The sequence below is a fragment of the Microbacterium testaceum genome (genome assembly GCF_006539145.1).
GTDB lineage: Bacteria > Actinomycetota > Actinomycetes > Actinomycetales > Microbacteriaceae > Microbacterium > Microbacterium testaceum.
Window position 1 is genome coordinate 24,575 of sequence record NZ_BJML01000011.1, and the last position, 24,564, is coordinate 49,138.

General features: G+C 69.9%; 39 protein-coding genes. All 39 read left to right on the top strand.

What is annotated here, in order from left to right:
* Positions 1-4 precede the first annotated feature (4 nt).
* The gene (locus tag MTE01_RS14410; protein WP_141378165.1) at positions 5-871 is read left to right on the top strand and encodes a phage distal tail protein; all 867 of its coding nucleotides are present in this window, start codon (positions 5-7) and stop codon (positions 869-871) included.
* Positions 868-2,514, top strand: a complete 1,647-nt coding sequence (locus tag MTE01_RS14415; RefSeq protein WP_141378166.1) for a Gp37-like protein — start codon at positions 868-870, stop codon at positions 2,512-2,514. The genes MTE01_RS14410 and MTE01_RS14415 overlap by 4 nt, the downstream gene beginning before the upstream one ends.
* 66 nt (positions 2,515-2,580) lie before the next feature.
* On the top strand, positions 2,581-3,300 hold the full coding sequence (locus MTE01_RS14420; RefSeq protein ID WP_141378167.1) for a hypothetical protein: 720 nt from the start codon (positions 2,581-2,583) through the stop codon (positions 3,298-3,300).
* 9 nt (positions 3,301-3,309) lie between these two features.
* Positions 3,310-4,131, top strand: coding sequence for a fibronectin type III domain-containing protein (locus MTE01_RS14425; protein WP_141378168.1), 822 nt, complete (start codon positions 3,310-3,312; stop codon positions 4,129-4,131).
* Positions 4,132-4,195: 64 nt separating this feature from the next.
* Positions 4,196-4,885 carry a M15 family metallopeptidase domain-containing protein gene (locus MTE01_RS14430; protein ID WP_141378169.1) on the top strand — a complete coding sequence of 230 codons (690 nt, stop codon included), beginning with the start codon at positions 4,196-4,198 and terminating at the stop codon, positions 4,883-4,885.
* Positions 4,885-5,115, top strand: coding sequence for a hypothetical protein (locus tag MTE01_RS14435; protein ID WP_141378170.1), 231 nt, complete (start codon positions 4,885-4,887; stop codon positions 5,113-5,115). The genes MTE01_RS14430 and MTE01_RS14435 overlap by 1 nt, the downstream gene beginning before the upstream one ends.
* Positions 5,116-5,123: 8 nt before the next feature.
* Positions 5,124-5,399, top strand: a complete 276-nt coding sequence (locus MTE01_RS14440; RefSeq protein ID WP_141378171.1) for a hypothetical protein — start codon at positions 5,124-5,126, stop codon at positions 5,397-5,399.
* An 83-nt stretch (positions 5,400-5,482) separates the two neighbouring features.
* Complete coding sequence (locus MTE01_RS14445; protein ID WP_141378172.1) at positions 5,483-6,154, top strand: nucleoside/nucleotide kinase family protein; 672 nt, start codon at positions 5,483-5,485, stop codon at positions 6,152-6,154.
* 117 nt (positions 6,155-6,271) lie between these two features.
* The gene (locus tag MTE01_RS14450) at positions 6,272-6,844 is read left to right on the top strand and encodes a hypothetical protein (RefSeq protein ID WP_141378173.1); all 573 of its coding nucleotides are present in this window, start codon (positions 6,272-6,274) and stop codon (positions 6,842-6,844) included.
* A gap of 225 nt (positions 6,845-7,069) precedes the next feature.
* The gene (locus tag MTE01_RS14455; RefSeq protein WP_174799706.1) at positions 7,070-7,906 is read left to right on the top strand and encodes a hypothetical protein; all 837 of its coding nucleotides are present in this window, start codon (positions 7,070-7,072) and stop codon (positions 7,904-7,906) included.
* Positions 7,903-8,109, top strand: a complete 207-nt coding sequence (locus MTE01_RS14460; RefSeq protein WP_141378174.1) for a hypothetical protein — start codon at positions 7,903-7,905, stop codon at positions 8,107-8,109. The genes MTE01_RS14455 and MTE01_RS14460 overlap by 4 nt, the downstream gene beginning before the upstream one ends.
* Complete coding sequence (locus MTE01_RS14465) at positions 8,106-8,510, top strand: beta-sandwich lipoprotein (protein ID WP_141378175.1); 405 nt, start codon at positions 8,106-8,108, stop codon at positions 8,508-8,510. The genes MTE01_RS14460 and MTE01_RS14465 overlap by 4 nt, the downstream gene beginning before the upstream one ends.
* Positions 8,507-8,743: a hypothetical protein gene (locus MTE01_RS14470; protein WP_141378176.1), complete on the top strand. Its 237-nt coding sequence runs from the start codon at positions 8,507-8,509 to the stop codon at positions 8,741-8,743. Before MTE01_RS14465 ends, MTE01_RS14470 begins: the two co-directional genes overlap by 4 nt.
* The gene (locus MTE01_RS14475) at positions 8,740-9,000 is read left to right on the top strand and encodes a hypothetical protein (RefSeq protein WP_141378177.1); all 261 of its coding nucleotides are present in this window, start codon (positions 8,740-8,742) and stop codon (positions 8,998-9,000) included. The genes MTE01_RS14470 and MTE01_RS14475 overlap by 4 nt, the downstream gene beginning before the upstream one ends.
* On the top strand, positions 8,997-9,401 hold the full coding sequence (locus tag MTE01_RS14480) for a hypothetical protein (protein WP_141378178.1): 405 nt from the start codon (positions 8,997-8,999) through the stop codon (positions 9,399-9,401). Before MTE01_RS14475 ends, MTE01_RS14480 begins: the two co-directional genes overlap by 4 nt.
* Before the next feature lie 245 nt (positions 9,402-9,646).
* Positions 9,647-10,753 carry a DNA cytosine methyltransferase gene (locus tag MTE01_RS14485; protein WP_141378179.1) on the top strand — a complete coding sequence of 369 codons (1,107 nt, stop codon included), beginning with the start codon at positions 9,647-9,649 and terminating at the stop codon, positions 10,751-10,753.
* Between the two features lie 10 nt (positions 10,754-10,763).
* The gene (locus MTE01_RS14490) at positions 10,764-11,024 is read left to right on the top strand and encodes a hypothetical protein (RefSeq protein ID WP_141378180.1); all 261 of its coding nucleotides are present in this window, start codon (positions 10,764-10,766) and stop codon (positions 11,022-11,024) included.
* Positions 11,021-11,203: a hypothetical protein gene (locus tag MTE01_RS14495; RefSeq protein WP_141378181.1), complete on the top strand. Its 183-nt coding sequence runs from the start codon at positions 11,021-11,023 to the stop codon at positions 11,201-11,203. Before MTE01_RS14490 ends, MTE01_RS14495 begins: the two co-directional genes overlap by 4 nt.
* On the top strand, positions 11,200-11,838 hold the full coding sequence (locus MTE01_RS14500) for an RNA ligase family protein (protein ID WP_218026370.1): 639 nt from the start codon (positions 11,200-11,202) through the stop codon (positions 11,836-11,838). The genes MTE01_RS14495 and MTE01_RS14500 overlap by 4 nt, the downstream gene beginning before the upstream one ends.
* Entirely contained in the window at positions 11,835-12,104 is a 270-nt protein-coding gene (locus tag MTE01_RS14505; RefSeq protein ID WP_141378182.1) for a hypothetical protein, read from the top strand. Before MTE01_RS14500 ends, MTE01_RS14505 begins: the two co-directional genes overlap by 4 nt.
* A complete protein-coding gene (locus MTE01_RS14510; protein WP_141378183.1) occupies positions 12,101-12,634 on the top strand; it encodes a hypothetical protein in 534 nt (177 codons plus the stop codon). Before MTE01_RS14505 ends, MTE01_RS14510 begins: the two co-directional genes overlap by 4 nt.
* Positions 12,631-13,080, top strand: coding sequence for a hypothetical protein (locus MTE01_RS14515; RefSeq protein ID WP_141378184.1), 450 nt, complete (start codon positions 12,631-12,633; stop codon positions 13,078-13,080). Before MTE01_RS14510 ends, MTE01_RS14515 begins: the two co-directional genes overlap by 4 nt.
* A 220-nt stretch (positions 13,081-13,300) precedes the next feature.
* Complete coding sequence (locus tag MTE01_RS14520; protein WP_141378185.1) at positions 13,301-14,002, top strand: recombination directionality factor; 702 nt, start codon at positions 13,301-13,303, stop codon at positions 14,000-14,002.
* Positions 13,999-14,265, top strand: coding sequence for a hypothetical protein (locus MTE01_RS14525; RefSeq protein WP_141378186.1), 267 nt, complete (start codon positions 13,999-14,001; stop codon positions 14,263-14,265). The genes MTE01_RS14520 and MTE01_RS14525 overlap by 4 nt, the downstream gene beginning before the upstream one ends.
* A gap of 75 nt (positions 14,266-14,340) precedes the next feature.
* Positions 14,341-14,604, top strand: a complete 264-nt coding sequence (locus MTE01_RS14530; protein ID WP_141378187.1) for a thioredoxin domain-containing protein — start codon at positions 14,341-14,343, stop codon at positions 14,602-14,604.
* Between the two features lie 124 nt (positions 14,605-14,728).
* On the top strand, positions 14,729-15,109 hold the full coding sequence (locus tag MTE01_RS14535; protein WP_141378188.1) for a hypothetical protein: 381 nt from the start codon (positions 14,729-14,731) through the stop codon (positions 15,107-15,109).
* Between the two features lie 59 nt (positions 15,110-15,168).
* A complete protein-coding gene (locus tag MTE01_RS14540) occupies positions 15,169-17,655 on the top strand; it encodes a phage/plasmid primase, P4 family (protein ID WP_141378189.1) in 2,487 nt (828 codons plus the stop codon).
* Between the two features lie 12 nt (positions 17,656-17,667).
* Positions 17,668-17,931, top strand: coding sequence for a hypothetical protein (locus tag MTE01_RS14545; RefSeq protein ID WP_141378190.1), 264 nt, complete (start codon positions 17,668-17,670; stop codon positions 17,929-17,931).
* A gap of 9 nt (positions 17,932-17,940) precedes the next feature.
* A complete protein-coding gene (locus tag MTE01_RS14550; protein WP_141378191.1) occupies positions 17,941-18,264 on the top strand; it encodes a hypothetical protein in 324 nt (107 codons plus the stop codon).
* A gap of 95 nt (positions 18,265-18,359) precedes the next feature.
* Positions 18,360-18,560 (top strand): hypothetical protein, encoded by a 201-nt coding sequence (locus MTE01_RS14555; RefSeq protein WP_170210717.1) that lies wholly within the window; start codon positions 18,360-18,362, stop codon positions 18,558-18,560.
* Positions 18,557-20,422 carry a DNA polymerase gene (locus tag MTE01_RS14560; protein ID WP_141378193.1) on the top strand — a complete coding sequence of 622 codons (1,866 nt, stop codon included), beginning with the start codon at positions 18,557-18,559 and terminating at the stop codon, positions 20,420-20,422. The genes MTE01_RS14555 and MTE01_RS14560 overlap by 4 nt, the downstream gene beginning before the upstream one ends.
* 103 nt (positions 20,423-20,525) lie before the next feature.
* Positions 20,526-20,837 (top strand): DUF7169 domain-containing protein, encoded by a 312-nt coding sequence (locus tag MTE01_RS14565; RefSeq protein ID WP_141378194.1) that lies wholly within the window; start codon positions 20,526-20,528, stop codon positions 20,835-20,837.
* Positions 20,838-21,182: 345 nt separating this feature from the next.
* Positions 21,183-21,959: a sigma-70 family RNA polymerase sigma factor gene (locus tag MTE01_RS14570; protein WP_141378195.1), complete on the top strand. Its 777-nt coding sequence runs from the start codon at positions 21,183-21,185 to the stop codon at positions 21,957-21,959.
* On the top strand, positions 21,956-22,198 hold the full coding sequence (locus MTE01_RS14575) for a hypothetical protein (protein ID WP_141378196.1): 243 nt from the start codon (positions 21,956-21,958) through the stop codon (positions 22,196-22,198). Before MTE01_RS14570 ends, MTE01_RS14575 begins: the two co-directional genes overlap by 4 nt.
* 265 nt (positions 22,199-22,463) lie before the next feature.
* Positions 22,464-22,631, top strand: a complete 168-nt coding sequence (locus tag MTE01_RS17120; protein ID WP_170210718.1) for a hypothetical protein — start codon at positions 22,464-22,466, stop codon at positions 22,629-22,631.
* A 112-nt stretch (positions 22,632-22,743) separates the two neighbouring features.
* On the top strand, positions 22,744-23,403 hold the full coding sequence (locus MTE01_RS17515) for a DUF2637 domain-containing protein (RefSeq protein WP_170210719.1): 660 nt from the start codon (positions 22,744-22,746) through the stop codon (positions 23,401-23,403).
* Between the two features lie 52 nt (positions 23,404-23,455).
* Positions 23,456-23,740, top strand: a complete 285-nt coding sequence (locus MTE01_RS14585) for a hypothetical protein (RefSeq protein ID WP_141378198.1) — start codon at positions 23,456-23,458, stop codon at positions 23,738-23,740.
* Positions 23,741-23,850: 110 nt separating this feature from the next.
* Entirely contained in the window at positions 23,851-24,132 is a 282-nt protein-coding gene (locus MTE01_RS14590) for a DUF4258 domain-containing protein (RefSeq protein ID WP_141378199.1), read from the top strand.
* 51 nt (positions 24,133-24,183) lie between these two features.
* Positions 24,184-24,486: a hypothetical protein gene (locus MTE01_RS14595; protein ID WP_141378200.1), complete on the top strand. Its 303-nt coding sequence runs from the start codon at positions 24,184-24,186 to the stop codon at positions 24,484-24,486.
* Positions 24,487-24,564: the final 78 nt, after the last annotated feature.

The following is a 24,564-nucleotide window of genomic DNA, read 5'->3' on the forward strand; positions in this document are numbered from 1 at the left end:
CAGCATGCAACCCACCTTCGCTCTCGTCTCCCCGGCGGGCGACCGGCTCGAGCTGGCGACGTCGGCCGGCAGCGCGAGCCCCTTCCACCTGGACGACGAGACCGCGGGCCTCGGCTTCGTCGGGCGCGAGGTGCAGATTGTGGCCTCCACGACGGACGGGGGGCGGCTCCGGGCATCCCGGGCCACCTCCCGTTCCGCCACCCTCGTCGTCGACGTCTGGGGTCTGACCGCCGACGCGATGACCGACAACCTCCGTCGCCTGGCCGCCGCGGTCCGACGGATCGAGGGCCGCCCTCTGCCTCGTCTCGTTGCGACCTACTCCGACGGCACCGAGTACGAGCTCCCCTTCGTCGTCGAGACCGGCGCCGAGAACCTCAAGCGCGTCCCGTCGGGCGCCGTCCAGGTCGTCGCGCTCGGTATCGTCGCGCCTGATCCCTACTGGACCGCGCGCGACGCGCTCACCTTCCCCTTCGGCGCTAACTCGTCCTCCGTGCCGTGGCTGCCCAACATGGCCGAAATGCGGCTCTCGTCGTCCTCGGCCCGGGGCGACCTCATCATCGACAACCCGGGCGAAATCGCGGCCTACCCGACGTGGCGACTCACCGGGCCGACCACGCGCGCGACGGTCACTATGGGCTCCGCCTCGTGGAGCATCGGGCCGCTCGACGTCGGCGAAATCGTCACGATCGACACCCGGACGAACAAGGTGACCCTCGCCGACGGCAAGAACGCCTACAACCGTCTCGGCCCCGCTCCCCGCCTCTTCTCCCTTCCCCCGGGCTCGACCTCGCTCTCCGTCACGATGACGGACGCGACGCTCGTGACCTCGGCTACGTGCTTCTTCCGCCCCCGAATGGAGGTCGTCATTTGATCGTCAACGACCTCGTCGTCGAGGTGCGCGACGTAAACCTCCGCCGCGTCGCTCAGCTCACGACCGAAGACCTCGGCGGCCTCGTGACCGTCATGCGCGCGAACGACGTGGGCTCCTGGGAAATCAAGCTCCCCGATCAGGTGCTCGACCCCAGCACCGGCCAATGGAACGCCCACGAGGGCTCGACGCACCTCCGCAAGGAGGGCGCGGGACTCATCATCACGGGCCCCGACGGCGTCATCCTGTCGGGGCCGATGCTCTCGGCGACCTTCGAGGCCACGGCCGCCGACCTCTCCGGTGCCTGGACGATCGCGGGCGTCTCGGATGCCGTCGTCCTCGCGGACGCGCTGGCCTTCCCCGACCCTGCCGTCGCCGACCCGAACGCGCAGACGCGCGCGAACGACACCCGCACCGGCTCCGCCGAAGACCTCCTCCGTGCCTACGTCTCGGCCAACATCGCCGACACCGCCCCCGCGACCCGGCGCACGGGCTTTCGCTCGCGCCTCACGGTCTACTCCCCCTCCCAGGGCCTCGGCCCCGCCCTCACCACCTCCCCCCGCTTCGACAACCTCCTCGAGCTTCTCCGCAAGATCGCGGGCGCAGGCGGACTCCGCTTCGACGTCACGCAGCAGGGCGAGGGCCTCGTCTTCTCCGTCTGGCAGCCCGCCGACCGCTCGGCGTATGTCCGAATGGACGTCGCCAACGACCTCCTCAACTCCGTCACCTACGGCTACGGCTCGCCGACCGCTACCCGCGCGATCGTCGCGGGCCAGGGCCAGGGCACGGAGCGCTACCTCGTCTCGCGCACCTCGACCGCCTCCGTCGCTGCCGAGACCGCATGGGGACGCCCGATTGAGCGCTTCCTCGATCAGCGCCAGGCTGACGAGGCCACCGAACTCGAGCAAGCCGGGGATGCTCTCCTCTCTGAGGGCGGGGCCACGGTCACGGGCGTCCGCGCCACGCCGGCCGACGACTCCGCCATGACCTACCTTCGCGACTGGCGCGTCGGCGACTTCGTGGCCGTCGTCGTCGACGACCTCGAGCCCAAGGCCGCCGTGACCGAGGCCGCCCTCAAGGTCGTCGGCCCCGCGGTCCTCTTCTCCGTGACCCTCGGCGACCCGTCGGCGTTCGACGCGGATGCCGCCGCGGACGCGAAGAGCATCTCGACGACGTCGCGCGTCTCTGCGCTCGAGCGAAACGTCGAGTTCGCGAACGCGGGCGCCGAGTGGGGCGCGAAGGGCGGCCCGCTCGAGCACGTCGGGGACTCCTCAGGGCCCTACGCCGTGACCTGGGCCAAGGGCGTCGACTCCGGCGGCTCGATCGACGCGCACACGGACCCGAAGCGCATTCTCATCACCGAGTCGGGCGTCTACGAGGTCGCCGGCCGTCAGCGGGGAAACGGGACCAACGGCTATATCGGCGTCGCGATTAAGGGCTCCCGCCCCGCCCTAGCCGACCGCGCGGGGGGCATGTGGGACCACGACCATTCCCGCGAGGCGGATGTTTTTTCCACTTCGCACTACATCGGCCCCCTGAGCGCAGGCGACTCGATCACCATGGGCGCCGAGGCCGGACAAGGGGGCGCGCTTCAATACGGGCCCGCCTCCCACCTCGGCACCCTCACCGTCCGCCGTATCTCCTGACCCTCCCTCTTCTAGGGCCGTCCGATCGTCTCGGGCGGCCCTTCGCCGTGAAAGGACACCCGCCACATGGCTATGACCGCTTGGCCTCGCGTGAACGAGGCCACCACCGACGCGCAATACGCCGAACTCTTCGACTCCGTCATCGGCACGGGCGTCCGCGACTCGACTGAGCTTCGCGTCGACGCCGACTCGACGGGGCTCAACGTGAAGGTCGCCGCGGGCTTCGCGGTCGTCGCGGGCTCGGCGTTCCTGTCGACCGCGACCGAGACGCTCACCATCGGCGGAAACGCCACGACCAACCCCCGCGTCGACGCCGTCATCCTCCGGCGCGACTTCTCGCAGAGCCCCGCCGTGGTGCGCCTCGTCGTGAAGCAAGGCACGGCCGGTACGAACGCTACGGCCCCCGCCCTCACGCAGCAGCGCAACGGCGTCTATGAGGAACTCCTCGGCACGGTCAACGTCGCCGCGGGCGCCGCGACGATCACCTCCGCGAACGTCACCGACCGCCGGAGCTTCCTGTCCTCGCGCGTCGGCGTGTGGACGACGGCGAAGCGCCCGACCGCGCGTGTCGGCCGTATCGGCTTCAACACGGAGCTCTCCCGCTGGGAGGGCCACGACGGCTCCGCGTGGGGCGGCCTCCTGCCCGCGGTCCTCGGCATCGCCGACGGCGGCACGGGCGCGCAGACCACCGCCGGGGCGCGCAACAACCTCGGCATCCGCTCCGGTACGGCCGCGCCCAACAACGCCGACGGCGTCGACGGCGACATCTACTTCCAAGTCATCTAAGGAGCACCCATGACCGAAGGCTCCGCAGACCTCAGCGGCTCCGGCAATCAGCGCGTGTGGATCAATTGCTACCGCACCGGCCAGAACTACGACGGCAACTTCACGAGCTACTACGGCGAGGTCCGGTACTACGGCAACGGCTGGGGCTCCTACACCGACTCGCGCCTCTATTGGTCGGCCAACTTCGGCGGCCACTACGTCGAGGGCTCGTGGACGATCCCCTTCGCCAACCGCAACGACCAATACACCGTGCTTTGGTCCGGGTACTTCAACCGCGGCCATGATTGGGCGGGCTTCGGCTCGGGCTTCACCTCTCGAGCCGACATCAACGCAAGCGCGCACAACTCAATCGGCACGGGGTGGGTACAGGTCGGCGAAGAGACGCCCCCGCGAATCCCGAAGACGCCGAACGCCCCCGGCAACCTCCGTGTCGCCGACGTCACGGCCACCTCCTTCGGCGTCTACTACGACCGCGGCGACAACATGGGCGCGGCAATCGAGCAGGATCAGGCCCACTGGTACGCGACCGGCCCCGCGGGCTCCGGCACTTTCGTCTGGGACGACGCCTACCCCCAGGGCTACACCAACCCGCACAACGGCGCCGGGCCCTCTCTCGTCCCGGGCACGAAGCACTACGTCTACGTCCGCTCCCGCAACTCCCGCGGATGGTCCCCCTGGGCGGGGCCGATCGAGGGCGAGACCCTCGCGGGCGGCCGCATCAAGTGGGGCGGCCAGTACAAGACCGCCGTGCCGTGGATCAAGACCGGGGGCGAGTGGCGCCGAGCCCGTCCCTTCGTGCGCTCCGGCGGCGCCTGGCGCCCCACTCGCTGACCCTCTCTTCCCCCTGGGCCCGTCTCACTCCGAGGCGGGCCCTTTCGCATCCCGAAAGGACATCATGGCCTCTCTCAAGAATCACCCCGGAATGTGGCTCCGTGACGACGCAGCCGCCGCCATCAACGCCCTCGAGGACAAGCACGGAGTCATCCGCATCAACTCCGCCGGCCGCACGGTCGCCGAGCAAAACGACCTGATCCGGCGCTTCGACCGCGGCGAGCCCGGCATCTACATGCCCGCGCGCCCCGCGGAGACCTCGACGCACGTCAAGGACGGCGGCATCGCCGTCGACGTCTACAACTTCACGGACGACCGAGCCAAGCTCGAGGAGTTCGGCTTCGAGTGGTACGGCCCGAGCGACAAGGTGCACTACACCTTCCGCGGGCGCCCCGCGCCTGCCCCGGCTCCGGCCGCTGCCGTCGACTGGAACGCCGGGAGTGTGCCCGCTCAGGGCGGCGGTTACAACCCGTTCGGCATCGCCTGGACGGCGGGCCTGCAAAAGATCGCGGCCCTCTACGGCTACAGCGGCGGCCCGGATCAGAAGTTCGGCGCGGGCTCCATGGCGGGCTTCGCTGAGTTCCTCCGCCGGAATTGGGGATACTCGGGCAACGACGAGCTCGGCCCGGTCATGTGGGCCGCTATCGCCCGATGGCTCCGCGCCCGCTGGGGCTACGTCGGCGACGACGTCCCCGGTCCCGTCATGCGTGGCGCCCTCGCCCACGCCGAGGCCGAGAACTACAAGGCCCTCTAATGCCCTCGCCCGTCACGGTCATCAACGAGGCCGCCCCGCCCTCCGAGGACGCGCAGCTCGCATCGTTCCTCACTCGCGTCGAGGTCAAGCTCGACACGGTCCTCACGCGCGGCGACGACCACGAAACCCGCATCCGCTCGCTCGAGCGGAAGGTGTGGACCGCCGCCGGAGCCGCCGCCGTGGCGGGCGCGGGTCTCGGCCAAATCGTCTCCGTCCTCACTGCCCCGTAAGGAGCCCCTTGAGCACCCGCAACGAACTCGCCGCCATCCGCGCGGCATCCCGCAAGCCCATCTTCACCGGCCTCTTCTGGGCCGACCTCGGAGAGCGCGTCATCACGTCCGCCGCTGGCGGCGCGCTGGCCGTGGCCTCGGCCACGACCTTCGTGATTCACGAGCCGACCTCCTGGGAGGCGCTTGCTCTCGGCGCCGCCTCTGGCGCGCTCCTGTCGCTCCTCAAGGGCGTCGCCGCCTCTGCCTCCGGCACCGGCTCGGCGTCGCTCGCGCGTAGCGTCTGACCACCTGGCCCCCGTTCCCTCACCGGAGCGGGGGCTTTTCGTCGTCCCTGGGCAGCCGCGGGCAGCGAGGCGGTCTCCTCTCCATGACTCTCCCTCTCATCGGCCTCACCGGCTACAAGCGCCACGGCAAGGACCGCACCGCGGCCGAGCTGGCGTCGCTGGCCGGGTACACGCCCGCCGCCTTCGCCGACCCGCTCCGCGACTTCGTCCGCGCCATCAACCCCGTCGTCGCCCTCCACCCGGACGCCACGCCGACCGATTACACGACCGAGGGCATGCTCCGCTACCGCGACGTCGTCGACGACCTCGGCTACGAAGAGGCGAAGAACGACTACCCCGAGGTCCGCGGCTCGCTCGTCGCCATCGGCCAGGCCGTCCGCGATAACCTCGGCATCAAGTGGGGCCTCAACGACCTCCTCGGGGGCCGTGGCCTGTGGGTCGCCCTCGCCGAGCAGCGCATCCGCAAGGCCCTCGCCCGCCGCCAGTACGACCGCGAGACGAACTCCATGGCGCACGTCTGGGGCGAGCGGCTCGTCTTCACCGATGTCCGCATGCCCGACGAGGCGGACCTCATCCGCTCCTTCGGCGGCGTCATCATCCGCGTCGTCCGTCCCGGCGCGCCCATCCCGGGCGCCGACGAGGTGACCGAGCGTGCGCTCGACGACTACACCGTCGACGGCACGGTCGAGAACGACGGCACCCCCGAGGGGCTCCGCGCCCGTGTCGAGGCCCTCCTCGCCGACCTCCGCAAGTAACGCGCTCCCGCGCCACCGATAGCCCCGCTTCTACACCAGGAGGCGGGGCTATTGGCGTTTGAGAACTAGCGCGAGTATTGGCACGCGAGTCATAGCCGCAACGGTTATTCTGAGCGCATGACCTCTGCCCGTTTAGATGAGATACAACGCCGCGTCGCCGACGGCATGCGGAGTTACATGTCCCTCGAGGGTGCCGAGCGCACCGTCGCCGCCAAGGAGGTAGCCGAGGCCCTCGTTGACGCCCGCGAAATTATCCGCACGCGCGAGGGTGAGCCCGACTACCGCGGGCGCTCCAACGCTTATCGCACCTTCGTCACCGAGGCCCTCGATCAGGCGGGCGTGCCGCGTGGCGACCGCCCGAGCCTGCAATCGAACCTCCGCTATCACGTCTCCCCCGTCCTCCGTCAGCGTCACCCGAACATCGCCGAGGAAATCGGCATCAACCCCGACTCGTTCGCCGAGCGTGCGCGGCGCCGGGCCGACCGGGACGGGCACATTGTCAGTCTCTTCTCTGGCGGCAGCGAACTCGACGAGGTCGACGACGTGCTCCTCGTGGCGAACCTCGCGCGCCTCGCCGTGAGCCGAGTGTCGGGCGTACCGCGCGCGTCGACCGTGGATCGGCTCCTCGTGCAGGACGCCTATGCCAACCTCGAGCAGGCCGTCGGGAAGGCGCGCGATCGCATCGGATGACCCTGAGGGTGACGAAATGACGAAACGAACGTCATTCTCCATTCCCCTTCTTAGTTTGTAGCTCTCTAGAGCAAGTAATAGGAAATGACGTTCAAATCGTCATTCCGTCATCTTGCGCGTCCAGGGCCCACCCCGCGGCGACCCGCCCGCCCCGGGGCGGGCACCCCTGCCCTCCCAGGCGGTCTCCTCTGTGTCCCTTTTCCCGACACAGAGGAGGCCCCAAGCGTGACAACGCCCAAGGTCAACACGATCAAGCGCTCAGGCTCGCGCTTCTATGTAGAGCCCACGACCGGGGCGAAGTACCCCGGCGTCACGTCCATCCTCAAGAACCTCGACAAGAGCTTCCTCCAACACTGGGCCGCCAAGCTCGTCGCCGAGGAGGCCGTCTACAACCTCGAGGCCGTCGCCTCCATCGCCGCGCGCGACCCCGAGGCCGCGATCGACATGCTCAAGCGCACGCCGTACCGCAACACGAAGAAGGCCGCCGACATCGGCACCGCGGCGCACGACGTCTTCGAGCGCATGGCCGGCGGCGAGCCGATGAAGTACGTGTCCGACGACCTCCGGCCGTTCCGCGACCACTTCGCGCACTTCCTCGACACGGTCCAGCCCGAGTTTCTCCTCATGGAAGAGACCGTCTGGGACGACGAGCACCAGTACGCGGGCTCGTTCGACTGGCGCGCCAAAATCGACGGAATGACCATCTGGGGCGACAACAAGACGACCCGCTCCGGCGTTCACGCTGAGGTGGGCTTGCAGCTCTCGGCCTACCGATACGCGAAGCACATTCTCCGCCCCGACGGCACCCGCACCCCGAACACCCCCGGTGACGGCGCCGCCGTGCTCCACATTCGCCCGGAGGGCTGGCACCTCACCCCGGTCCGCGCGGACGAGGAAGTCTTCAAGCTCTTCCTCGCGCTCCGCACGGTCTTCGAGTGGGACGTCATGAAGCCCACCGTTGTCGGCGTCCCCGTCGCCTCCGGTCCCGGCACCGGCTCGACTGCCCCGGCGACCGCTCGTCGACGCGCCCCGCGCGCCAAGACCACGGGCTTCGCCGCGTGAGCGTCGCACTCGAGATTCTCTCCGCGCGCCGCATCGAGGCTCAAGCCTCGCTCACCCGCGCCGAGAACGAACGTTCCGCGCTCGAGGCACACCTCGAGACCGCCAAGGGCCGCATCGCCGACGCGACCGCCGAACTCGCTGACCTCGACGCCGCGCTCGAGGCCATCGCATTCCCGACCACCCCGAAGGACACCTCCGCATGAAGACCCGTACCCGCATCGCCGCTACCCTCGCCGCTCTCGCCGTCCTCGGCGGGGGCCTGGCCGCGTGCTCGACGGACGCCGACACGGCATCCCGCAACATCGCCACCGCCGCCGAGCAATTCGAGGTGCAACGCACCATCGTCGGCATCAACGGCATCACGGGCGAGACCACCTTCTTCGCTGAGGGCCGGTGCTCGTTCGAGTCCGAGGGTCGCCGCTTCGACGTGACGTGTCGCTACGGCCCCGACGAGTACCGCAAGCACGTCTTCATCATGGGCGACCAGGACTCCGTCTCGATCACGCAGGAGCAGCCGATCGACGTGAGTGTCTATCACACGCGCGTCATCCTCAAGCCCCAGAGCATCCTTCCCGAGTTCGACCTCGAGGTCGGCAAGCAGTGAGCCGCGACCACGTCCTCGATAGCCTCGACCAGTGGGTCCGCGTCGGCGACCGCGTGGCCGCCGCCGTGAACTCCTGGAACGGGCCCAACCTCGTCGTCGGCCGCGTCGAGAGGATCACGGAGAAGCGCACGGTCCTCCGCGTCGAGACGCACACGAGCCGTCTCCACGAGGCGACGTCGACGATCGACGACTCCCTCAAGCGCTTCATTCGCCTCCCGGAGGTGGCCGCATGACACGGGCACTCCTCAAGACCGACGAGCCCGTCGCCTACCGCGTCGTCGTCACGCACACGCACACGACGGAGCACATCGAGCGATCCCGTGGCCGCGTTCTCCCGACGATCACTGTCACCCATGGCCCTTACGGCACCCTAGGGGCCGCGAAGGCGCAAGCGAAGCGCGAGACCGCGCCCCGGTACTGGCGAAAGGACTCGACCGCCGTCGTGCAGGCCATCCGCGCCGAGGCGTGGACGGAGGTGCCCACCCCGTGACCTCTACCATCATCCACGGAGACCGCGATGACCTCCTTTGGCTCGCGGGCCTCCTCGAGGGAGAAGGCGCCTTCGACGCCCATCGCGGTCGCTATCCCCGCGTCCGCCTCGCCATGACCGATCGCGACGTCGTCGGCCGCGCCGCGAGCCTCATGGACACGACCGTCCGCTCGTCGCTCAAGCGCGCTCCGGCGTCGCCGACGTGGCACGCGGAGGTGTCGGGCCCTCGGGCTGAGGCGATCATGTGCGAGCTCCTCCCCCACATGGGAGCCCGCCGCTCCCAGCGCATCGCCGAAGTCCTCCGGGACTCGGCCTACTACCGGGGCCACGATCGCCCGAGCCTGCCCGGCCCGGCCGTGTCGCGTCCCGCGGGCATCGCGAAGCCCGCAACCGCCGCCTAGGCAAAAAGAAGGCCCCCTCGAGTCCCCACGGTTCCCCAACCGCACTCGAGGGGGCCTTTCGTCGTCCTGGCGAGCTTTCCGCTCGAGCCCTGACGAACTCCCTAACGCCGTTGACTATACGGCAAACTAGCGCATTCGCGCAAAACTTCATGCGTGGGGCTTGACACTCGGCCGGCGTCCGCTTAGGGAGCCCGCCCGCCGGAAATTGTCTGGGCAGCCGTGGGCACCCTGGCGGTCTCCTCTGCATGACCCCGCAGCTCAACGCACTCGACCTCTTCGCCGGTTCCGGCTGGGGCGTCGCCTGCCACCGCCTCGGCATCGACGAGCACGGCGTCGAAATCATGGACGAGGCCGTCGCCACTCGCGACGCCGCAGGCTTCTCCACGATCTTCCGCGACGTGTGGGACGGCCTCCTCTCGGAGTCGTTCCTCTCGGCAGCCGCCTACGACCTCCTCGCCGACTACGACCTCCTCATCGCCTCCCCGCCCTGTCAGACCTTCTCGGCCGCGGGCAAGGGCGCCGGGCGCAAGGCGCTCGACGAGGTGCTCGGCCTCATCCGCGCTCGCGTCTGGGCCGACCCCTTCCTCCTCAAGCGCTCCACGTCGGGTCTCGACCCGCGCACGGCGCTCGTCCTCGTCCCGCTGGCCTACATTCGGCGCGATCGTCCGCGCTTCGTGGCGCTCGAGCAGGTGCCTTCGGTCCTGCCGGTCTGGGAGGCATACGCCGACGTCATGCGGTCGATGGGCTACTCCGTCGCCGTCGGCCTCCTCAACGCTGAGCAGTACGGCGTGCCCCAGACTCGCCGCCGCGCCATCCTCGTCGCTCGCCGCGACGGAGCCCCGGCGAAGCTGCCGACGCCGACGCACTCGCGCTACTACTCGCGCGACCCGCAGCGCCTCGACGAGGGCGTCCTCCCGTGGGTCTCGATGGCCGACGCCCTCGGCTGGGGCATGGAGCGGCGTCCCTCCCCGACAGTCACCGGGGGCGGCACGGAGACGGGCGGCGCAGAACCCATCGCCAAGCTCGCACGGTACACCGCGCGAGCGGATTGGGTCGCCCGCAAACCGCAGACCGCGAAGCGAACCGCGCTATACGGCACGCGGCCCGACCGACGCGCCGATTCCCCCGCCTTCACTCTCGTCGGTCACGACGGGCACCCGCGAGGCGGATTCGAGTGGGTCGACGCCAAGACGGGCGAGTCCCAACGCCTCTCCCCCGAGGAGTGCGCCGTCCTACAAAGCTACCCGCGCCCCTTCCCCTTCCAGGGCACCAAGACCCGCCGCTTCCTCCAAATCGGCAACGCGGTCCCGCCGCTCCTGGCCGAAGCCATCCTCTCCACCTTCCTCGACTGAAAGGGACCACATGACCACCTCCAACACCTTCCAGCGCGCGATTCTCATGGGGCTCAACCGCACGGGCAAGCACGTCTACCCCGGCCTCGAGTCGGTCGCCGATCGCGCGGTCCGCAAGCGCCAGGAGCGCCGTGCCCGCGGGCTGGCCTCGGGCCGCAGCGAGACGGGCTACGACCTCAACCGTGCTGGCCGCCGCCTCGTCGCCCTCGCGGATGCCGCGCAGGATCGCGCGCTCCGCCGCTCGGCTCGCCGCGAGGAGGTGGCCGCGTGAGCCTGGCCGTCATCGTCGCCCTGTGGGCCCTGGCCGCGTGGATGCTCCTGGGCGTCCTCGCCACGCCGTTCCGCATCGGTAAGCCGCGCGACCCCCTGACGCCGGGCGTCGCACTCGGCGCCATGCTCCTCGGCTCCGCGGTCATCGCCGCGCTCGTGACGCTGGCGGTGACCCTGTGAGCGCCATCCCCTTCGAGCCCTGGCCCAAGACGCCCCGCCTCAACCGTGACGTCGTATTCACGGAGAAAATCGACGGCACCAACGCCGCCGTCGTCATCCTCCCGACCGAGGCCGTCGACCGGATCATCCTCGAGGACGGCACCGTCAGCTTCTTCGACGGCGACCGGCACAACATCATCAACGTCGTCGACGAGCACGTCGTCTTCGCGCAGAGCCGCAACCGCTTCATCACGCCCGATCGCGACAATGCGGGCTTCGCGCGCTTCGTGCTCGAGAACGCGGCGGCCCTCGTCGCAACGCTCGGCCCCGGCCGCCACTTCGGCGAATGGTGGGGCTCCGGCATCCAACGCGGCTACGGCCTGACCGGCGGGGAGAAGCGCTTCTCGCTCTTCAACGCCGCGCGCTGGGGCCTGGAAGACCTCTCCGCCGTTCCTGGGCTCGGCGCCGTGCCCATCCTGCCCTTCTCCCGTCTCGAGCACGCGGCCGAGGCGCTCGACTTCCTCCGTCAGAACGGCTCCCTCGCCGCGCCGGGCTTCGACAACCCCGAGGGTCTCATCGCCTGGCACACCGCCGCCCGCACGTCCTTCAAGGCCCTCCTCGAGGGCGACGACTTCCCGAAGGGAAACGCAGCATGACCGACCCCATCACGCCCCGCAAGAAGCGCCCCCTCGGGCCCGTCCACCTCTTCCCCGAGCCGCCCAAGACCCTCGCGGCGGGCTCGCTCGTCGCCGATGTCGCCAACTCGAAGCGGCACGGGAAGGTCAAGACGACCCTCCCCGGAGGTCGTCTCCTCGTCGAGTGGGACGGCTCCGTCGCCCCCGTCGCGGTCCACCGCACGGCCCTCCTCTCCCTCTTCTCCACCTCCACCCCCGCCCCGCGCACCCGAAAGGCCGCAGCATGACCGACGAGACCCGTACCCGCATCGTCAACATCACCGACATCGCTGACGGCGACGAAGTCGTCGTGACGAAGGGCACCAACGTCCTCCGTGCGAAGGTCGTGATGCCCGGCAGCACCCGCGCCCTCGACATCGGAATCTCCCACTCGAGGCCCCGCCTCGCAGCCTTCTTCGACGCGGGCTACGTCGTCGAGAAGGTCACCTCCAAGCCCCCGATGCCGACCGAGCCCGGCCACTACAAGGACGCACGCGGACGCGACTGGCTCCGCACGACCCACGGGACCGGAGAGAACTGGATCGCCTGGGACGGCGGACGCTTCACGCCCGAGCGCGCCGAGCGCTCCTTCGGTCCCTTCACCCGTGTCGTCCCCGGGCCGACCGTCGATTCCGGCCCCGAGAAGGTCATCGACGCCGACGGCGACGCCTGGACCCGCAACCCGGACGGCACCTACACCTTCCGCCACCTGACCAAGACGCTCGACATGATCAAGGCCGACCACGGCCCCGTGAAGACCGAAGGAGCCTTCCTGTGAGCACAGCATCCGAAACCCTCACCCGCGTCGCCCGCATCGCCGACCTGAGCGACGGCGAGACGATCGTCCTCAAGAAGGGCGACAACGTCGTCCGGGGCACCACTCGCATCGCGAACGGGGCTCGCCGCGTCGACATCGGCGCCGGGTCCGCCGGTCCGACCGTCGGCAGCTTCACCGACGCGGGCTACGCCATCCACCGAGTCGAGCCCATGGCGAGCCTCTCGCGCATGTTCGGCGGCCTCACCCGCCTCGTCGTGGAGCCCGTGGCTCCGCTCAAGCCCGAGGCCGTCATCGACACGGACGGCGACCGCTGGACGCTCCGGCCCAATGGGGAGTACGCCCTCGAGGAAGACGGACCCGACGCAACGGGCTACGAGTCGCTCGCGTCGCTCCGTGCGACCTACGGCCCCCTCAAGACGCCCGGCGGCGTCGTCATCCCCGAGTGACCCTCCCGCTCGAGGAGGCCTACGAGCCTCGCGACCCGAAGCTCTTCGACCTCCGTGACCGCCTGGACGTCTACGACGTCTAACACCCTGGCCCTCTCTCGCTTCTTGCGGGAGGGGGCCTTCGTGTGTTATGGGCAGCCCGACGCCCCCAGGCGGTCTCCTCTGTGTCCCAATCGCGCGCCTCCCCGGCGCATCGAAACGCAGAGAAGAGACAGACACCATGGCAGGACTCAAAATCTGGGGCACCGACCCCGAGACGCAGCCGAAGCCCCGCGAGCGCTTCGCCGATGACGTCGTCGGGCGCTTCCGCTCCGGCCACACCATCAACGACCGCCCCGCCTCGCTCAACGAGTGGCGCGTCACGACCGGCGACCCCGACGTCGCCAAGGTCATTCACGACCTCCTGGGCGGCGACGAGCCCCAGGAGTGGGCCGCCAAGGGCGAGGACAACCTCGAGGTCTTCACGGCCTCCAACGAGGTGCCCATCATCATCGCGGACGCCAAGGCGCTCCGTCAGCGCATGGTGCTGTGGGGGCGCTCGGGCAAACCGATCTACGTGAGCGACGGCGCCAACATCCTCGACGATCAGGGCAACCCCACCGAGGAGGCCGACCCGGATGCCGAGCTGACCTTCGCCGAGCGCAAGGCCAAGAAGGAGACCGGGGCCATCCCCGATATCGACCTCTACTTCCGCCTCGCCGATGAGCCCGACCTCGGCATCTTCAAGTTCAAGACGGGCTCTTGGGGCTTCGCCTCCGACCTGGCCTACAACGGCGTCGTCGACGAACTCGAGGCCGCCGAGGGCCCCGTCAAGGCGCTCCTCAAGCTCGAGCCCGTCTCCTTCGTCGCCAAGAACGGCCCGATGAAGGGCAAGACCGTGAGCTACACCAAGAGCGAGCTCGTCCTCAAGGGCGCCGCGTGAGCACGGTCGCCGCGAAGCTCACCGCGCTCAACCCGCCCCGCAAGCGTGCCGCGGAGGGTGGCGTCGTCTTCGCCGCCATCCTCTTCGCGATCCTCGCCGTCGTCGTCGCCCTCGGCATCTACGTCGGCATCCCGCTCGCGCTCGGCATCCTCGTCTTCCCGGCCCTCCTGGGCCTGACCGGATGGGGAGTCTTCCTCTCCACCGTGGCGAGCTTCGCCGGCGTGTGGCTCGTCCTCGGCGCGCTCAACCGCCTCAACAAGTAACACCTTCCCTCCTCTGGCCCCCGTCCACGCTTCGCGCATGGGCGGGGGCCTTCCCGTCTGCCGGAAAGGCACCCCATGGAACTCCGCATCTACACCAAGACCCTCTCTTCCTGCCCCCAGTGTGACCTCACCTGTCGCGAGGCCGCGAAGCTCGAGGGCGTCGACGTCCAGGTCTTCGAGGGCATCGACCTCCCCGAGAACGCGCACCTCCTCGAGGCGTTCAAGTCGCGCCCCGCCCCGCTCCTGTCGGCGCCGATCGTCACCGTTCACGACGACGAGGGCAACGAGGTCGACTCCTGGGCGGGCTTCATCCCGGCGAAGATCAAGGCCCTCGCGTGACGCGGCTTCTCCACCGCTACCTTCTCGGCCACATTCAGGGCCGCCGGAAGGTGAGCGTGCCCGGTTTCGATCCGTCCGCGCGGGGCGTGCTGGTCCGGTGCGAATGCGGGAAGACCTGGGCCCTGTGAGCAACCCCGCCAAGGCCAAGGGCACCGCCCACGAGACGGCCGTCGTCCGCTACCTCAACGAGCGCGGCATCCCGGCCCGCCGAGTCGCGCAGACCGGCGCGCTGGACGTCGGCGACGTCCACGGCATCGACCCCTTCGTCGGCCAGGCGAAGAACTACCGCGACCTTCCCACGGCGCTCCGCGAGGGCGTCGACGGCGCGGTCGTCCAGGCGAAGCGCGTGAGCGCGGACGCCCTGCCCGTCGCCTTCGTCAAGCGCCCGCGCAAGAGCGCCGCGGACGTCTATGCCGTCATGCCGCTCGCCACCTTCTCCGAAGTCCTTCTCCGCCTCGAGGTGGCCGCCGAGGACGCGCAGCGCCTAGCGCAGCTCGAGAAGTAGGCGCGCACGGCCGCTCAGGCGGTCTCCTCTCTGTCCTCCGTCCCTCCCATTGGAGCCCCATGACTCTCACCGACTTCCTCTCCAAGTTCGACGGCGTCGAGGAGACCGCCGACGGCTACCTCGCGCCGTGCCCCGCTCACGCCGACTCCCACAACTCCCTTCGCGTCACGATCGGCCAGACCGGCAACGTCCTCCTCAAGTGCCGCGCCGGATGCCAGACCCCGGCCGTCGTCGAGAAGGTCGGCATGACCATGCGCGACCTCGCCCGCATGCGCGTCGACGACTCGATCCCGGCGACGAAGAAGGCCTCCGTGGCGCTCCCGGCGACCCCGGCCGCCATCGCGGGCCTCGCGATGCGCCTCGACGGCTATGCCTCCGCCCTCGTGACCGGGACGCGCGTGCCCGAGGCGGATGAAGCCTTCACTTACGCCGCCGACCGATTCGGTCTCGGCGCTGACGACGTCTACCGTCTTGGCCTCGGCTACGTCGACGACATCGGTGGCGGCCCCCGCCTCGTCGTCCCGTTCCGCGACCCCGACGGCGTCGCCCGCAACTTCCAGGCCCGCGCGCTCGAGAAGGACGCCGCCGTCCGTTGGCTCGGCCCCAAGTCGCCCGAGGGTGGCTCCTGGGCCAAGACCGGCTTCTTCCCCGGGGCCTCCGGCTGGCCCGAGGTGCTTATCTGTGAGGGCCCCGGTGACGCCCTGACCGGCGCCGCCCTCGGCTACGACACCATCGGCATCGCCGGGGCATCCCACGCGGGCAACCCCGCGATCGTCGACGAGGTGGCCGGATGGCTCGGCGACCGTGAGGCGATCGTCGCCGGAGACGGCGACCCCGCCGGCCGTCGCTTCTCCGCGACCCTGGCCGAGGGCCTCGTCGCTCGAGGCGTCCGTGTCCGCGTGCTCGACCTCGGCGACGGCCTCGACCTGACCGACTGGCGCGCTCAGAACCCCGCCGCCTTCTCGCGCGAGGTCATCCGCGCCATCGCCGAGGCGAAGCCCGTGGCATCCCGCGAGGCCTCCCTCCTGGCGTGGGACGAGCGCGTCTACGCTCTCTCCGACCTCGGCGGCGCCCGCTACCTCCGCGACTACGTCGAGAGCATCGGCTCCGGCGTGAAGTACACCGAGGAGGTCGGCTTCCTCCTCCTCGACTCCGGCGTCTGGCGCAAGGACGATCGCCAGGCCACGCGCACGCACGCGCAGGAGGTCGCCGACATCGTCAAGCGCCTCGCCCTCGAGGCGTCCAAGGCCGCGACCGAGGGGGCGACCGAGGAGGAACGCGAGCGCAACAAGAAGCGCGCCGGCCGCTTCCAGCGCTACTCCCAGCACGTCCAAACGACGCGCGGCATCGACTCCATGCTCCGCGAGCTGCAAGCGGTCCGGGGCGTGCCCGCGTCGCTCGAGGACTTCGACAAGCACCCGGAACTTCTCGCGTGCCGCAACGGCGTCGTCAACCTCAAGACCGGCGAGCTCCGCCCGCACGACCCGCACCTCCTTCTGACGCGCCGCGTGGAGCTGGACTACAACCCCCGCGCCACCGCGCCGCGATGGGAGGCGTTCCTCGACGAGGTCTTCCCCGCCTACCCCGACCTCCCCGCCTACATGCGCCGTCTCGTCGGCTACGGCATCACGGGCAGCACGGCCGAGCAATGCTTCGCCGTCCATTGGGGCGGCGGCGCTAACGGCAAGTCGGTCTTCACCGACACGCTCACGGAGGTCTTCCGAGAGCTGACGACCACTACGCCCTTCTCGACCTTCGAGGAGCGCCCTTCTGGCGGCATCCCCAACGACCTCGCCGCGCTCAAGGGCGCCCGTCTCGTCATGGCATCCGAGGGCGAGGCGGGTAAGCGCATGGCCGAGGCCGTGCTCAAGCGCGTCACCGGCCGCGACCTTATCTCCGCACGCTTCATGCGCAAGGAGTTCTTCGAGTTCCGCCCCACCTTCCTCCTCATGCTGGCGACCAACGCCAAACCGGAGTTTCGCGGGCAGGATGACGGCCTATGGCGTCGCGTGAAGTTCATCCCCTGGGAGCGCTTCTTCGCGCCGCACGAGCGCGACGGTCGTCTCGGCGACAAGCTCCTCGCCGAGGCCGAGGGCATCTTCGCCTGGGCCGTGGCCGGGGCTATCGAGTGGTACGCCCACGGCCTCCGTGACCCCGAGACCGTCAGTGCACACACGAAGGAATACCGCGAGACCTCCGACGCCCTGGCGGGCTTCCTGCCCGGCATCTTCGTCGCCGACGGCGAGGCGGGCCGCGTCTCGGGCAAAACCCTTTTCGAGGCCTACCTCGAGTGGGCCGACGAGGAGAACCTCCCGCAGCGCGAGCGCTGGACCCGGCGAACGTTCTTCTCGGCGCTCGAGGAGCGGAAGCTCGTGAAGGTCAAGACCGCCTCCGGCGTGGCCTTCGAGGGCGTCCGACGGGCCCGCCGAACGGATGCCGTGAAGGAGGGCGACCAGGACGCAGAAATTGCCCGGGCAGCCGCGGGCACTCAGGCGGTCTCCTCTGCAACAGAAATCACCGGCGCCGACCTGGACGACGCCATCTAAGAGAGGGCCCTCATGGCTGACACCAACACCCGCAACGCTCAGCGCTTCTTCATCGTGGAGCGCCCCTACTTCACGCAGGGGGGCGCCCGCTTCTTCCTCGACGAGGAGGACGGCCCCGCCGCCCCGCGTGAGGGCGACGTCGTCGACTTCCTCTCCGGCCCGGACGAAGAGGGAGACGCCATGGTCCGCTTCCGTGGCAACGAGTACGACATCGCGCAGAGCGCCATGGTGTCCGTCGAAACGATGCTCGCCCTCGTCCGCACGCACGGCCTGTAAGGAGACCGCATGCCGAACTTCACCCCCACCCACCGCGTCAAGAGCGACCACCCGACGTACAACAACGGCGACACCTCCTCGTGGTTCGCCCTCGGCGACCTCGTCGTCCTCACGGAGCCGCACCCCGATCGGGACGGCGACGTCCGGGCCAAGAAGGCGGGCGCTCAAGATCACTGGATCGCGCTCTCGTGCCTCGAGCCGCTGACCGGGGAGTCGACCGGCTCCGCCGCGACGATCAAGCGCGACGCCCTCATCGACGCCGCTCGTGACGCCGGGGTCGAGTACAGCCTCGCCACGGTCATCGCCGACGCCGCGGAGAACCGCTCCCGGTAGCCCGCCTCCGCGTCCCGCTCATCTGCCCCGCCCTTCGCCATCCCGCGCGAGGGGCGGGGCTCGTCGTCGTTCCAGGAGGTCCGATGCACACGAACATGACCGGCGGTCCAACCGATCGCCCCCGCCGCCCCCACCACTCCCACCTCACGCAGAGCCATCGCTCGCCCGTCCCGGGCTGCCCCGCGTGCGCGCTCATCCGCCTCGACGTCATGCGCTACCCGCCGCACGTCGTCGAGGCACTCTCCGCCGCGCACCAGCTCCCGCCCGTCCCTCAGCCCCCGGAGGCCTCGCCTTGATCCACTACACGCACACCATCGCCGGGGACGAGTGCTCGATCTTCATGCCGGAGCGCCGCTCTGAGCTAGCCGGGCTGTGGGCCTTCCTCGGCCAGGGCGACAAGGTGCTCTGCATCGACACGGAGACGACCGGCCTCGACATCTACTCCCCCGGCTTCCAGCTCCGCCTCTTCCAGGTCGGCAACGGCCGGGAGGCGTGGGTACTCCGCGCCGACCTCTTCCTCGACGTCATCGCTCAGGTACTCCGGCAACCGCGCTTCTTCACGGCGCACAATGCCCCGTTCGACCTCAAGGTCATCGACCGGCACGTCGGCGTCACGATCGAGGAACTCAACGCCCGCGTCTTCGATACGCGCATCTTCGCGCACCTCCTCGACCCCCGGCAGCCCGACGAGGGCGGGGCCGGGCTCGGCCTCAAGCCGCTCTCGGCCATCTACGTCGACGACTCCGCCCCCGATACCGGAGACGGCCTCAACGCCGTCTTCCGCACGATCCGCGACGACGAGGGCAAGCTTTGCACGAAAGGCAACGGCTGGCGCTTCATCCCGATCGACCATCCGACCTACGTGCGCTATGCCGGCCTGGACGTCATCCTCGGCTCTCGCCTCTTCGCGGAGCTGGCGCCGACGGTCAAGGACCTGGGCATGGGCGGCCTGTCCAAGTTCGAGCACCACCTCCAAGGCCTCCTCATGGTCATGGAGCGGCGCGGCTTTCTCATCGACGTCCCCTACGTGCAGCAGCTCGACGCCACGCTTGAGGACGAGGCCGAGAAGTTCGCCACCGTCGCCCGGCGCTACGGCGTCGAGAAGGTCGGCTCGACCGCTCAGGTGTCGGAGGCCCTTCTCGGCATGGGCGAGAAGCTGACGGAGCGCACCGACGCCGGGGCCTGGAAGGTCGACAAGGGCGTCCTCATGCCGCTCGCCGACCTGGATGACCAATGGCAGCGGATCGAGGCCCGGACGCCGAACCCGCTGGCCGACGCCGTCCTCCGCTCCAAGCGCGCCGACAAGTGGCGCAAGTCCTACGTCGGGGCGTTCCTCGACCTCAAGGACTCCAACGACCGCTTGCACCCCTTCATCGGCGGCCTACAGGCGCGCACCGCGCGCATGTCGATCAGCCGCCCGCCGTTGCAGCAGCTCCCCTCGGGCGACTGGCAGATCAGGCGCGCGCTCATCGCCGACCCGGGGCACCTCATCATCGCGGCCGACTACTCCCAGGTCGAAATGCGAGTGCTCGCGGCGCTCTGCCAGGACAAGACGCTCATGGAGGCAATCAAGTCCGGGACCGACCTCCACGACTTCACCGCCGCTCGAGTCTTCGGCCCCGACTTCACGAAGCGTCAGCGAAAGGTCGCGAAGGCCATCGGCTTCGGCAAGGTCTACGGCGGAGGCGCGGCCACCGTCTCCCGGCAGACCGGCGTGCCCATCGACGACGTCCGCCCGGCCATGGGCGCCTACGACGCGACCTTCCCCGGCATCAAGCGATACGGCGCCAAGTTGCAGAGCCGCGCGCAGTACGGCAAGCGCGAGGTCGTCACCGTCTCGGGGCGGCATCTTCCGCTGGACCGCGACCGGCTCTACGCGGCGACCAACTACGTCGTCCAGTCCACGGCGCGCGACCTCCTCGCGCAGGCCATCGTCGACATCTTCGACGCCGGGCTCGGCGACACGCTCCTCCTTCCCGTCCACGACGAACTCATCGCGCAGGCCCCCGCGGCCGATGCCGAGGACGTCATCCGGGAGATTGGCCGCCTCATGGAGTCGACCTTCTACTCAATCCCGATCGTCTCCGACCCCGAGGTCTATGGCCGCTCCTGGGGCTCGGGCTACGGCATCCCGGAAGGTCTCGACGCCGCCGCATAGAGCGACTCGTTGGTCGTTCGACCCTCCACCCGCGTACAACACCATGACGGCTTACACCGTGCCGCCCTCGGGCGTATCACGGTCATGCACCGAAAGAAGACCCATGCCCCACCACGGCGACCTCATCCGCTCCGCAGGAGCATCCCTCATCCGCCTCGGCGAGAACCTCGGCCACGCCGCCGATGTTCAATGGCTCCCGCCGGCCGCCCCGTCCAAGCGCAACGACACCGCCGAGCGAGCCTCCGGCCTCGTCTCCAACCCCACGCTCGACACGGCGACCGACGAGCGCCGCCTCAAGGTCCGCGCCGCGGTCATCGAGGCCGAGACCCTCCTCGAGCGAATGCGCGGGACGGCCGACGACGCGGCCGACCGGCTCGAGGCGGCGTTACAGGGCTGGGCGGGCGAGCGGGCGTGACACGCCCTCGCGTGTGGATGCTCGCGCAAAGATTCACACGCGATAGGGTGGACCCTGTCAAGGGGCTCTCTGTCACTTGACAACCTCTCCCTAACAGAGAGTCTCCACTCGCCCATCCCCAAGGGCGGGCACCCCGTGCATTGACGCGCGGGCTCTGCCTGCCCTTCTCGACCCCGCACTCCCGCTACGAGCGGGCGCAGCCGTGCCACGGCCGCCTTCGGCGTGCCCTCTGGCCGTTTCGCCGCGCCCCCTCCCTAGCGCTATTCGTCGCGCCTTCGTGGCGACGTCGCGCGCATATTCGCGCGCTCACACACCAACGCAACACCCAACGAAAGAGGGACCACCATGACCGCTCACACGACGCTCCGCGCCATCTTCGACGACAAGCTCGTCGCCCGCGAGAAGCTCGAGCACGCCGAAGAGACGCGCCTCGTCCGCGCAGCTCAGGACGGCGACCTCGACGCCTACAACACGCTCCTCCGCCAGTACGCCCACGGCCTCCGCTCGCTCGCAGAGCAGGAGTACGCCCGCGCGGGCGGTCACGTCAGCCACGACGAGACGCGCGCCAACGTACTCCTCGCCTTCGCCGAGGCGGTCCACGAGTGCCAGGCCGGCGATCGCGTGGCCTTCCGGCTCCCGAAGGCGACCCTCCGCGTCGCGGACGAGCACCACCTCGTCGGCGGCTTCACGATCGCGGAGCGCACCCGGCAGCGCTACATGCAGGCCCTCCGTGAGGCTGGCCCGGACGGCGACGCCGAGGCGAAGGCGCGCGAGCTCGGCATGACGCGCGAGACGTTCCTCTCCGTGCGCGACGCCCTCGGCGCCTCGAGCTTCGACGGCATCCTCGAGGAGCAGGGCGACGCAGGCATGCAGGCCATCGGCCTCGAGCGGGGCTACTCCACCGTCGAGCAGCGGGCCGACGTCGCCAAGGCCTTCGCGGCGGTCGACGTCATCACGGGCGACGTCATCCGGGACGCCTACGGCTTCACCGAGTATGACCCGATCCCCGACGCCGAAATCGCCCACCGCCGCGGGTACTCGCGCTCGAAGGTGCAGCGCCTCCGCTCCGAGGGCCTCTCGACCATGCGCAAGGCCCTCAATGTCCCGGAGGTGTCCGCATGACTGTCCCGGTGTCCCACCGCGTCCTGACGCCCCTCGGCGAGGGCTACGTCGTCTCGATCGACGGCCACACCGACGCCGTCACCGTCGGCTTCCACACACGCACGACGGGACGCTACTACCGCCGCGAGTTCCCGCCCGAGTCCGTGCGTCCCAAGCCCCACGGGCCGCGGGAGAGCGTCGAGGCCTTCATCGCCCGCAAGCACGACCCCGCGTGGAGGCCGTGGCGTTACCGGAGCTAGCGGCCCGCTGGCCCCTGCCCCGTCCCGGGCGGGGGCCTTTCTCCGTCCCGGCACTTGCGCTCAAATGTGTGCGCGAGTACCGTCGTTCCCACGGGCCCTCCCCGCCCGCCCCACTCACTTGAAAGAGCGTCCCGATGATGCCCCTCTACCCCGATGACCTCGGCGCCCTCGGCCCGGCCCTCGCCGGCCTGGCATGGGCCGCCTTCCTCCTGCCCCACGCCGCTCGCGTAAGCCGCGCAGCTCGTGTCAACCGAAAGGCCCGCCGATGACCGCTCGACTCGTAGCCGAACACACCCGCACCCCGATCTTCGAGGGAGACGTCGAGAAGATCGTCGAGGCGGTCAGCCTGGGAGGCGGCTTCGCCTGGTACATGCCTCGTGTCGCGGCTGAGGGCTCCCTCTGGGAGCGCGTCGCCGAGGGAGGCACGCGATGACCCTTTCCGACGACGTCGACCGCCTGGCCTGGGCGTGGGTGCGCCTCCTCGTCGCCCTCGGCATCGGCCGCTACCGCCGAGCCCTCCGCCGCCTCCTCGAGCGGGGCATCCGGTGAGTCACTCCCCCGCGCGCATCAACCCGGACTCGCGCGGCGTCCTCTTCCTCGCCGTAGGCATCACGGTCCTCCTGGCCCTCGCGTCCTTCCTCCTGTCCTACGCGGGCCTCGTCGCTGTCGCCGCATGGGCCGCCGTCCCGGCGTGGCTGTCCTGGGCCGTCCCGGTCACGATCGACGGGGCGATCCTCGTCTACACGCTCGCGGCCCTCGTCTTCCGCGCTCGAGGCGAGGGGGCCCGCGTGGCGTGGGCCTCCCTGTCCCTCTTCACTGCCCTCTCCGTCGCGGCCAACGCGGCGCACGCCTGGGACGCGGGACAAGGAGACCCTCGAGCGGGCCTCGGCGCGGTCATCGCGGGCCTCGCCCCCGTGGCCGTGCTCCTGACGACGCACACACTCGCGCGGCTCATCATCGCCCCTCCGCTCCGCGCGGAGGCGTCCGAGACCGTGGCGGCTCCCTGGGCTGTCGCCGCGGGCCGCGTGTGGGCCGCTGACGAGGTCGGCGAGCCGGAGGCGGACGTCGCCGAGCCGGAGCCCGAACCCCGGGACGAGCGCATCCTCGCCCTCCGCGCGCAGCGATGGAGCCTACGCCAGATCGCCGAGGAGGTCGGCGTCGGAAAGACGACCGTGGAGCGCGTGCTCGCCAAGGCGGTCGCGTGAGCATGTGTGCGCTAGGCTCGCGCGAGTCCCTACCGATGAAAGGCCAAGCCGCATGACCGATCAGACCACCGCACCCGTCCGCCCGACGGACGACGAGCGCCGCGCAGCGCTGACCAAGGCGCTCCGCAAGTATCGCGGCGACGGCTACGCGGTCTCGCTCTCCGGTGACGGGCTGTCCGCCACGCTGACTCGTCCTCGCCGCGTGCGGGGCTGGATTGTCGCCCTCCTCACCCTCTTCACGCTCATCGGCGGCATCATCTACGTCGTCAACACGCGCGGCAAGACGGACTCTGTCGTCCTCTTCGTCGACGAGCGCGCGAAGGTCGTTCGCTCCTAAGCCCGCTCCCCCATCACTGGCCCCTGCCTCTTCGGAGGTGGGGGCCTTTTCCGTGCCCGTTATGCGCGACTCACTTGCGCGAGTATTTGAGCGCGAGTATCTTTGCGAGCATGACCAGCCGCAAGCCGAACCCGCGCATCACGAAGGAAGACCTCCTCGAGGCGCGCATCTCCTTCCATGCCCGCAACGTCATGCGGGAGCGTCACGTCAGCGAGCGCGAGGTAGCCGAGGTGCTCCTCAAAGGGTCTTCGCACCCGCATCGCGGACTTGGGCGTTACGTCCTCGGCGACCTCTGTGTTGTCTGGGACGCTCGCGTTTCCGTCGTGGTCACGATCCTCCTCTTTCGGGAGGGCGTTTGGACCAACGAGGACGCCCGAGGCCGTCGACGCTGACTCCGCCGCCTGTAGCCTTCCAAACGCCCACTCGAGAAAGAGACCCGTTCCATGACTGACACCTTCGGCCGCCCCGACGCGGACGCCGACCCCCGGACCTACCTGCCGACCGTCCCGGGGCTCGAGGCCCTCCTCGAGCGCGACGACTGGCATGACGCCTCCGTGCCCGAGCAACCCTCGTTGCGCACGCTCGTCTTCAACGGCGACGCCCCGGGCTCCATCGTCCTCGTCTTCCGCGACGACCTCGTCGACGTGGTCGCCTCTCGCAACGATCCCGGTGCGGACGTCGAGCAAGAGGTCATGCAGCCCGCCGAGGTCATCGCGTGGCTCGAGCGCTGGGCATCCCGCGCCTAGCCGCTCACCAGTCGCCAACGACGAAGGCCCCCGCCCCGTGTGAAACGGAGTGGGGGCCTTTCCGCGTATTCACGCGGC

Excerpts from the sequence above, each read along its gene's own strand:
- MTE01_RS14410 (WP_141378165.1), top strand. The coding sequence starts at position 5 with ATGCAACCCACCTTCGCTCTCGTCTCCCCGGCGGGCGACCGGCTCGAG.
- MTE01_RS14420 (WP_141378167.1), top strand. The coding sequence starts at position 2,581 with ATGGCTATGACCGCTTGGCCTCGCGTGAACGAGGCCACCACCGACGCG.
- MTE01_RS14425 (WP_141378168.1), top strand. The coding sequence starts at position 3,310 with ATGACCGAAGGCTCCGCAGACCTCAGCGGCTCCGGCAATCAGCGCGTG.
- MTE01_RS14430 (WP_141378169.1), top strand. The coding sequence starts at position 4,196 with ATGGCCTCTCTCAAGAATCACCCCGGAATGTGGCTCCGTGACGACGCA.
- MTE01_RS14435 (WP_141378170.1), top strand. The coding sequence starts at position 4,885 with ATGCCCTCGCCCGTCACGGTCATCAACGAGGCCGCCCCGCCCTCCGAG.
- MTE01_RS14445 (WP_141378172.1), top strand. The coding sequence starts at position 5,483 with ATGACTCTCCCTCTCATCGGCCTCACCGGCTACAAGCGCCACGGCAAG.
- MTE01_RS14450 (WP_141378173.1), top strand. The coding sequence starts at position 6,272 with ATGACCTCTGCCCGTTTAGATGAGATACAACGCCGCGTCGCCGACGGC.
- MTE01_RS14465 (WP_141378175.1), top strand. The coding sequence starts at position 8,106 with ATGAAGACCCGTACCCGCATCGCCGCTACCCTCGCCGCTCTCGCCGTC.
- MTE01_RS14475 (WP_141378177.1), top strand. The coding sequence starts at position 8,740 with ATGACACGGGCACTCCTCAAGACCGACGAGCCCGTCGCCTACCGCGTC.
- MTE01_RS14485 (WP_141378179.1), top strand. The coding sequence starts at position 9,647 with ATGACCCCGCAGCTCAACGCACTCGACCTCTTCGCCGGTTCCGGCTGG.
- MTE01_RS14490 (WP_141378180.1), top strand. The coding sequence starts at position 10,764 with ATGACCACCTCCAACACCTTCCAGCGCGCGATTCTCATGGGGCTCAAC.
- MTE01_RS14505 (WP_141378182.1), top strand. The coding sequence starts at position 11,835 with ATGACCGACCCCATCACGCCCCGCAAGAAGCGCCCCCTCGGGCCCGTC.
- MTE01_RS14510 (WP_141378183.1), top strand. The coding sequence starts at position 12,101 with ATGACCGACGAGACCCGTACCCGCATCGTCAACATCACCGACATCGCT.
- MTE01_RS14520 (WP_141378185.1), top strand. The coding sequence starts at position 13,301 with ATGGCAGGACTCAAAATCTGGGGCACCGACCCCGAGACGCAGCCGAAG.
- MTE01_RS14530 (WP_141378187.1), top strand. The coding sequence starts at position 14,341 with ATGGAACTCCGCATCTACACCAAGACCCTCTCTTCCTGCCCCCAGTGT.
- MTE01_RS14540 (WP_141378189.1), top strand. The coding sequence starts at position 15,169 with ATGACTCTCACCGACTTCCTCTCCAAGTTCGACGGCGTCGAGGAGACC.
- MTE01_RS14545 (WP_141378190.1), top strand. The coding sequence starts at position 17,668 with ATGGCTGACACCAACACCCGCAACGCTCAGCGCTTCTTCATCGTGGAG.
- MTE01_RS14550 (WP_141378191.1), top strand. The coding sequence starts at position 17,941 with ATGCCGAACTTCACCCCCACCCACCGCGTCAAGAGCGACCACCCGACG.
- MTE01_RS14555 (WP_170210717.1), top strand. The coding sequence starts at position 18,360 with ATGACCGGCGGTCCAACCGATCGCCCCCGCCGCCCCCACCACTCCCAC.
- MTE01_RS14565 (WP_141378194.1), top strand. The coding sequence starts at position 20,526 with ATGCCCCACCACGGCGACCTCATCCGCTCCGCAGGAGCATCCCTCATC.
- MTE01_RS14570 (WP_141378195.1), top strand. The coding sequence starts at position 21,183 with ATGACCGCTCACACGACGCTCCGCGCCATCTTCGACGACAAGCTCGTC.
- MTE01_RS14575 (WP_141378196.1), top strand. The coding sequence starts at position 21,956 with ATGACTGTCCCGGTGTCCCACCGCGTCCTGACGCCCCTCGGCGAGGGC.
- MTE01_RS17120 (WP_170210718.1), top strand. The coding sequence starts at position 22,464 with ATGACCGCTCGACTCGTAGCCGAACACACCCGCACCCCGATCTTCGAG.
- MTE01_RS14585 (WP_141378198.1), top strand. The coding sequence starts at position 23,456 with ATGACCGATCAGACCACCGCACCCGTCCGCCCGACGGACGACGAGCGC.
- MTE01_RS14590 (WP_141378199.1), top strand. The coding sequence starts at position 23,851 with ATGACCAGCCGCAAGCCGAACCCGCGCATCACGAAGGAAGACCTCCTC.
- MTE01_RS14595 (WP_141378200.1), top strand. The coding sequence starts at position 24,184 with ATGACTGACACCTTCGGCCGCCCCGACGCGGACGCCGACCCCCGGACC.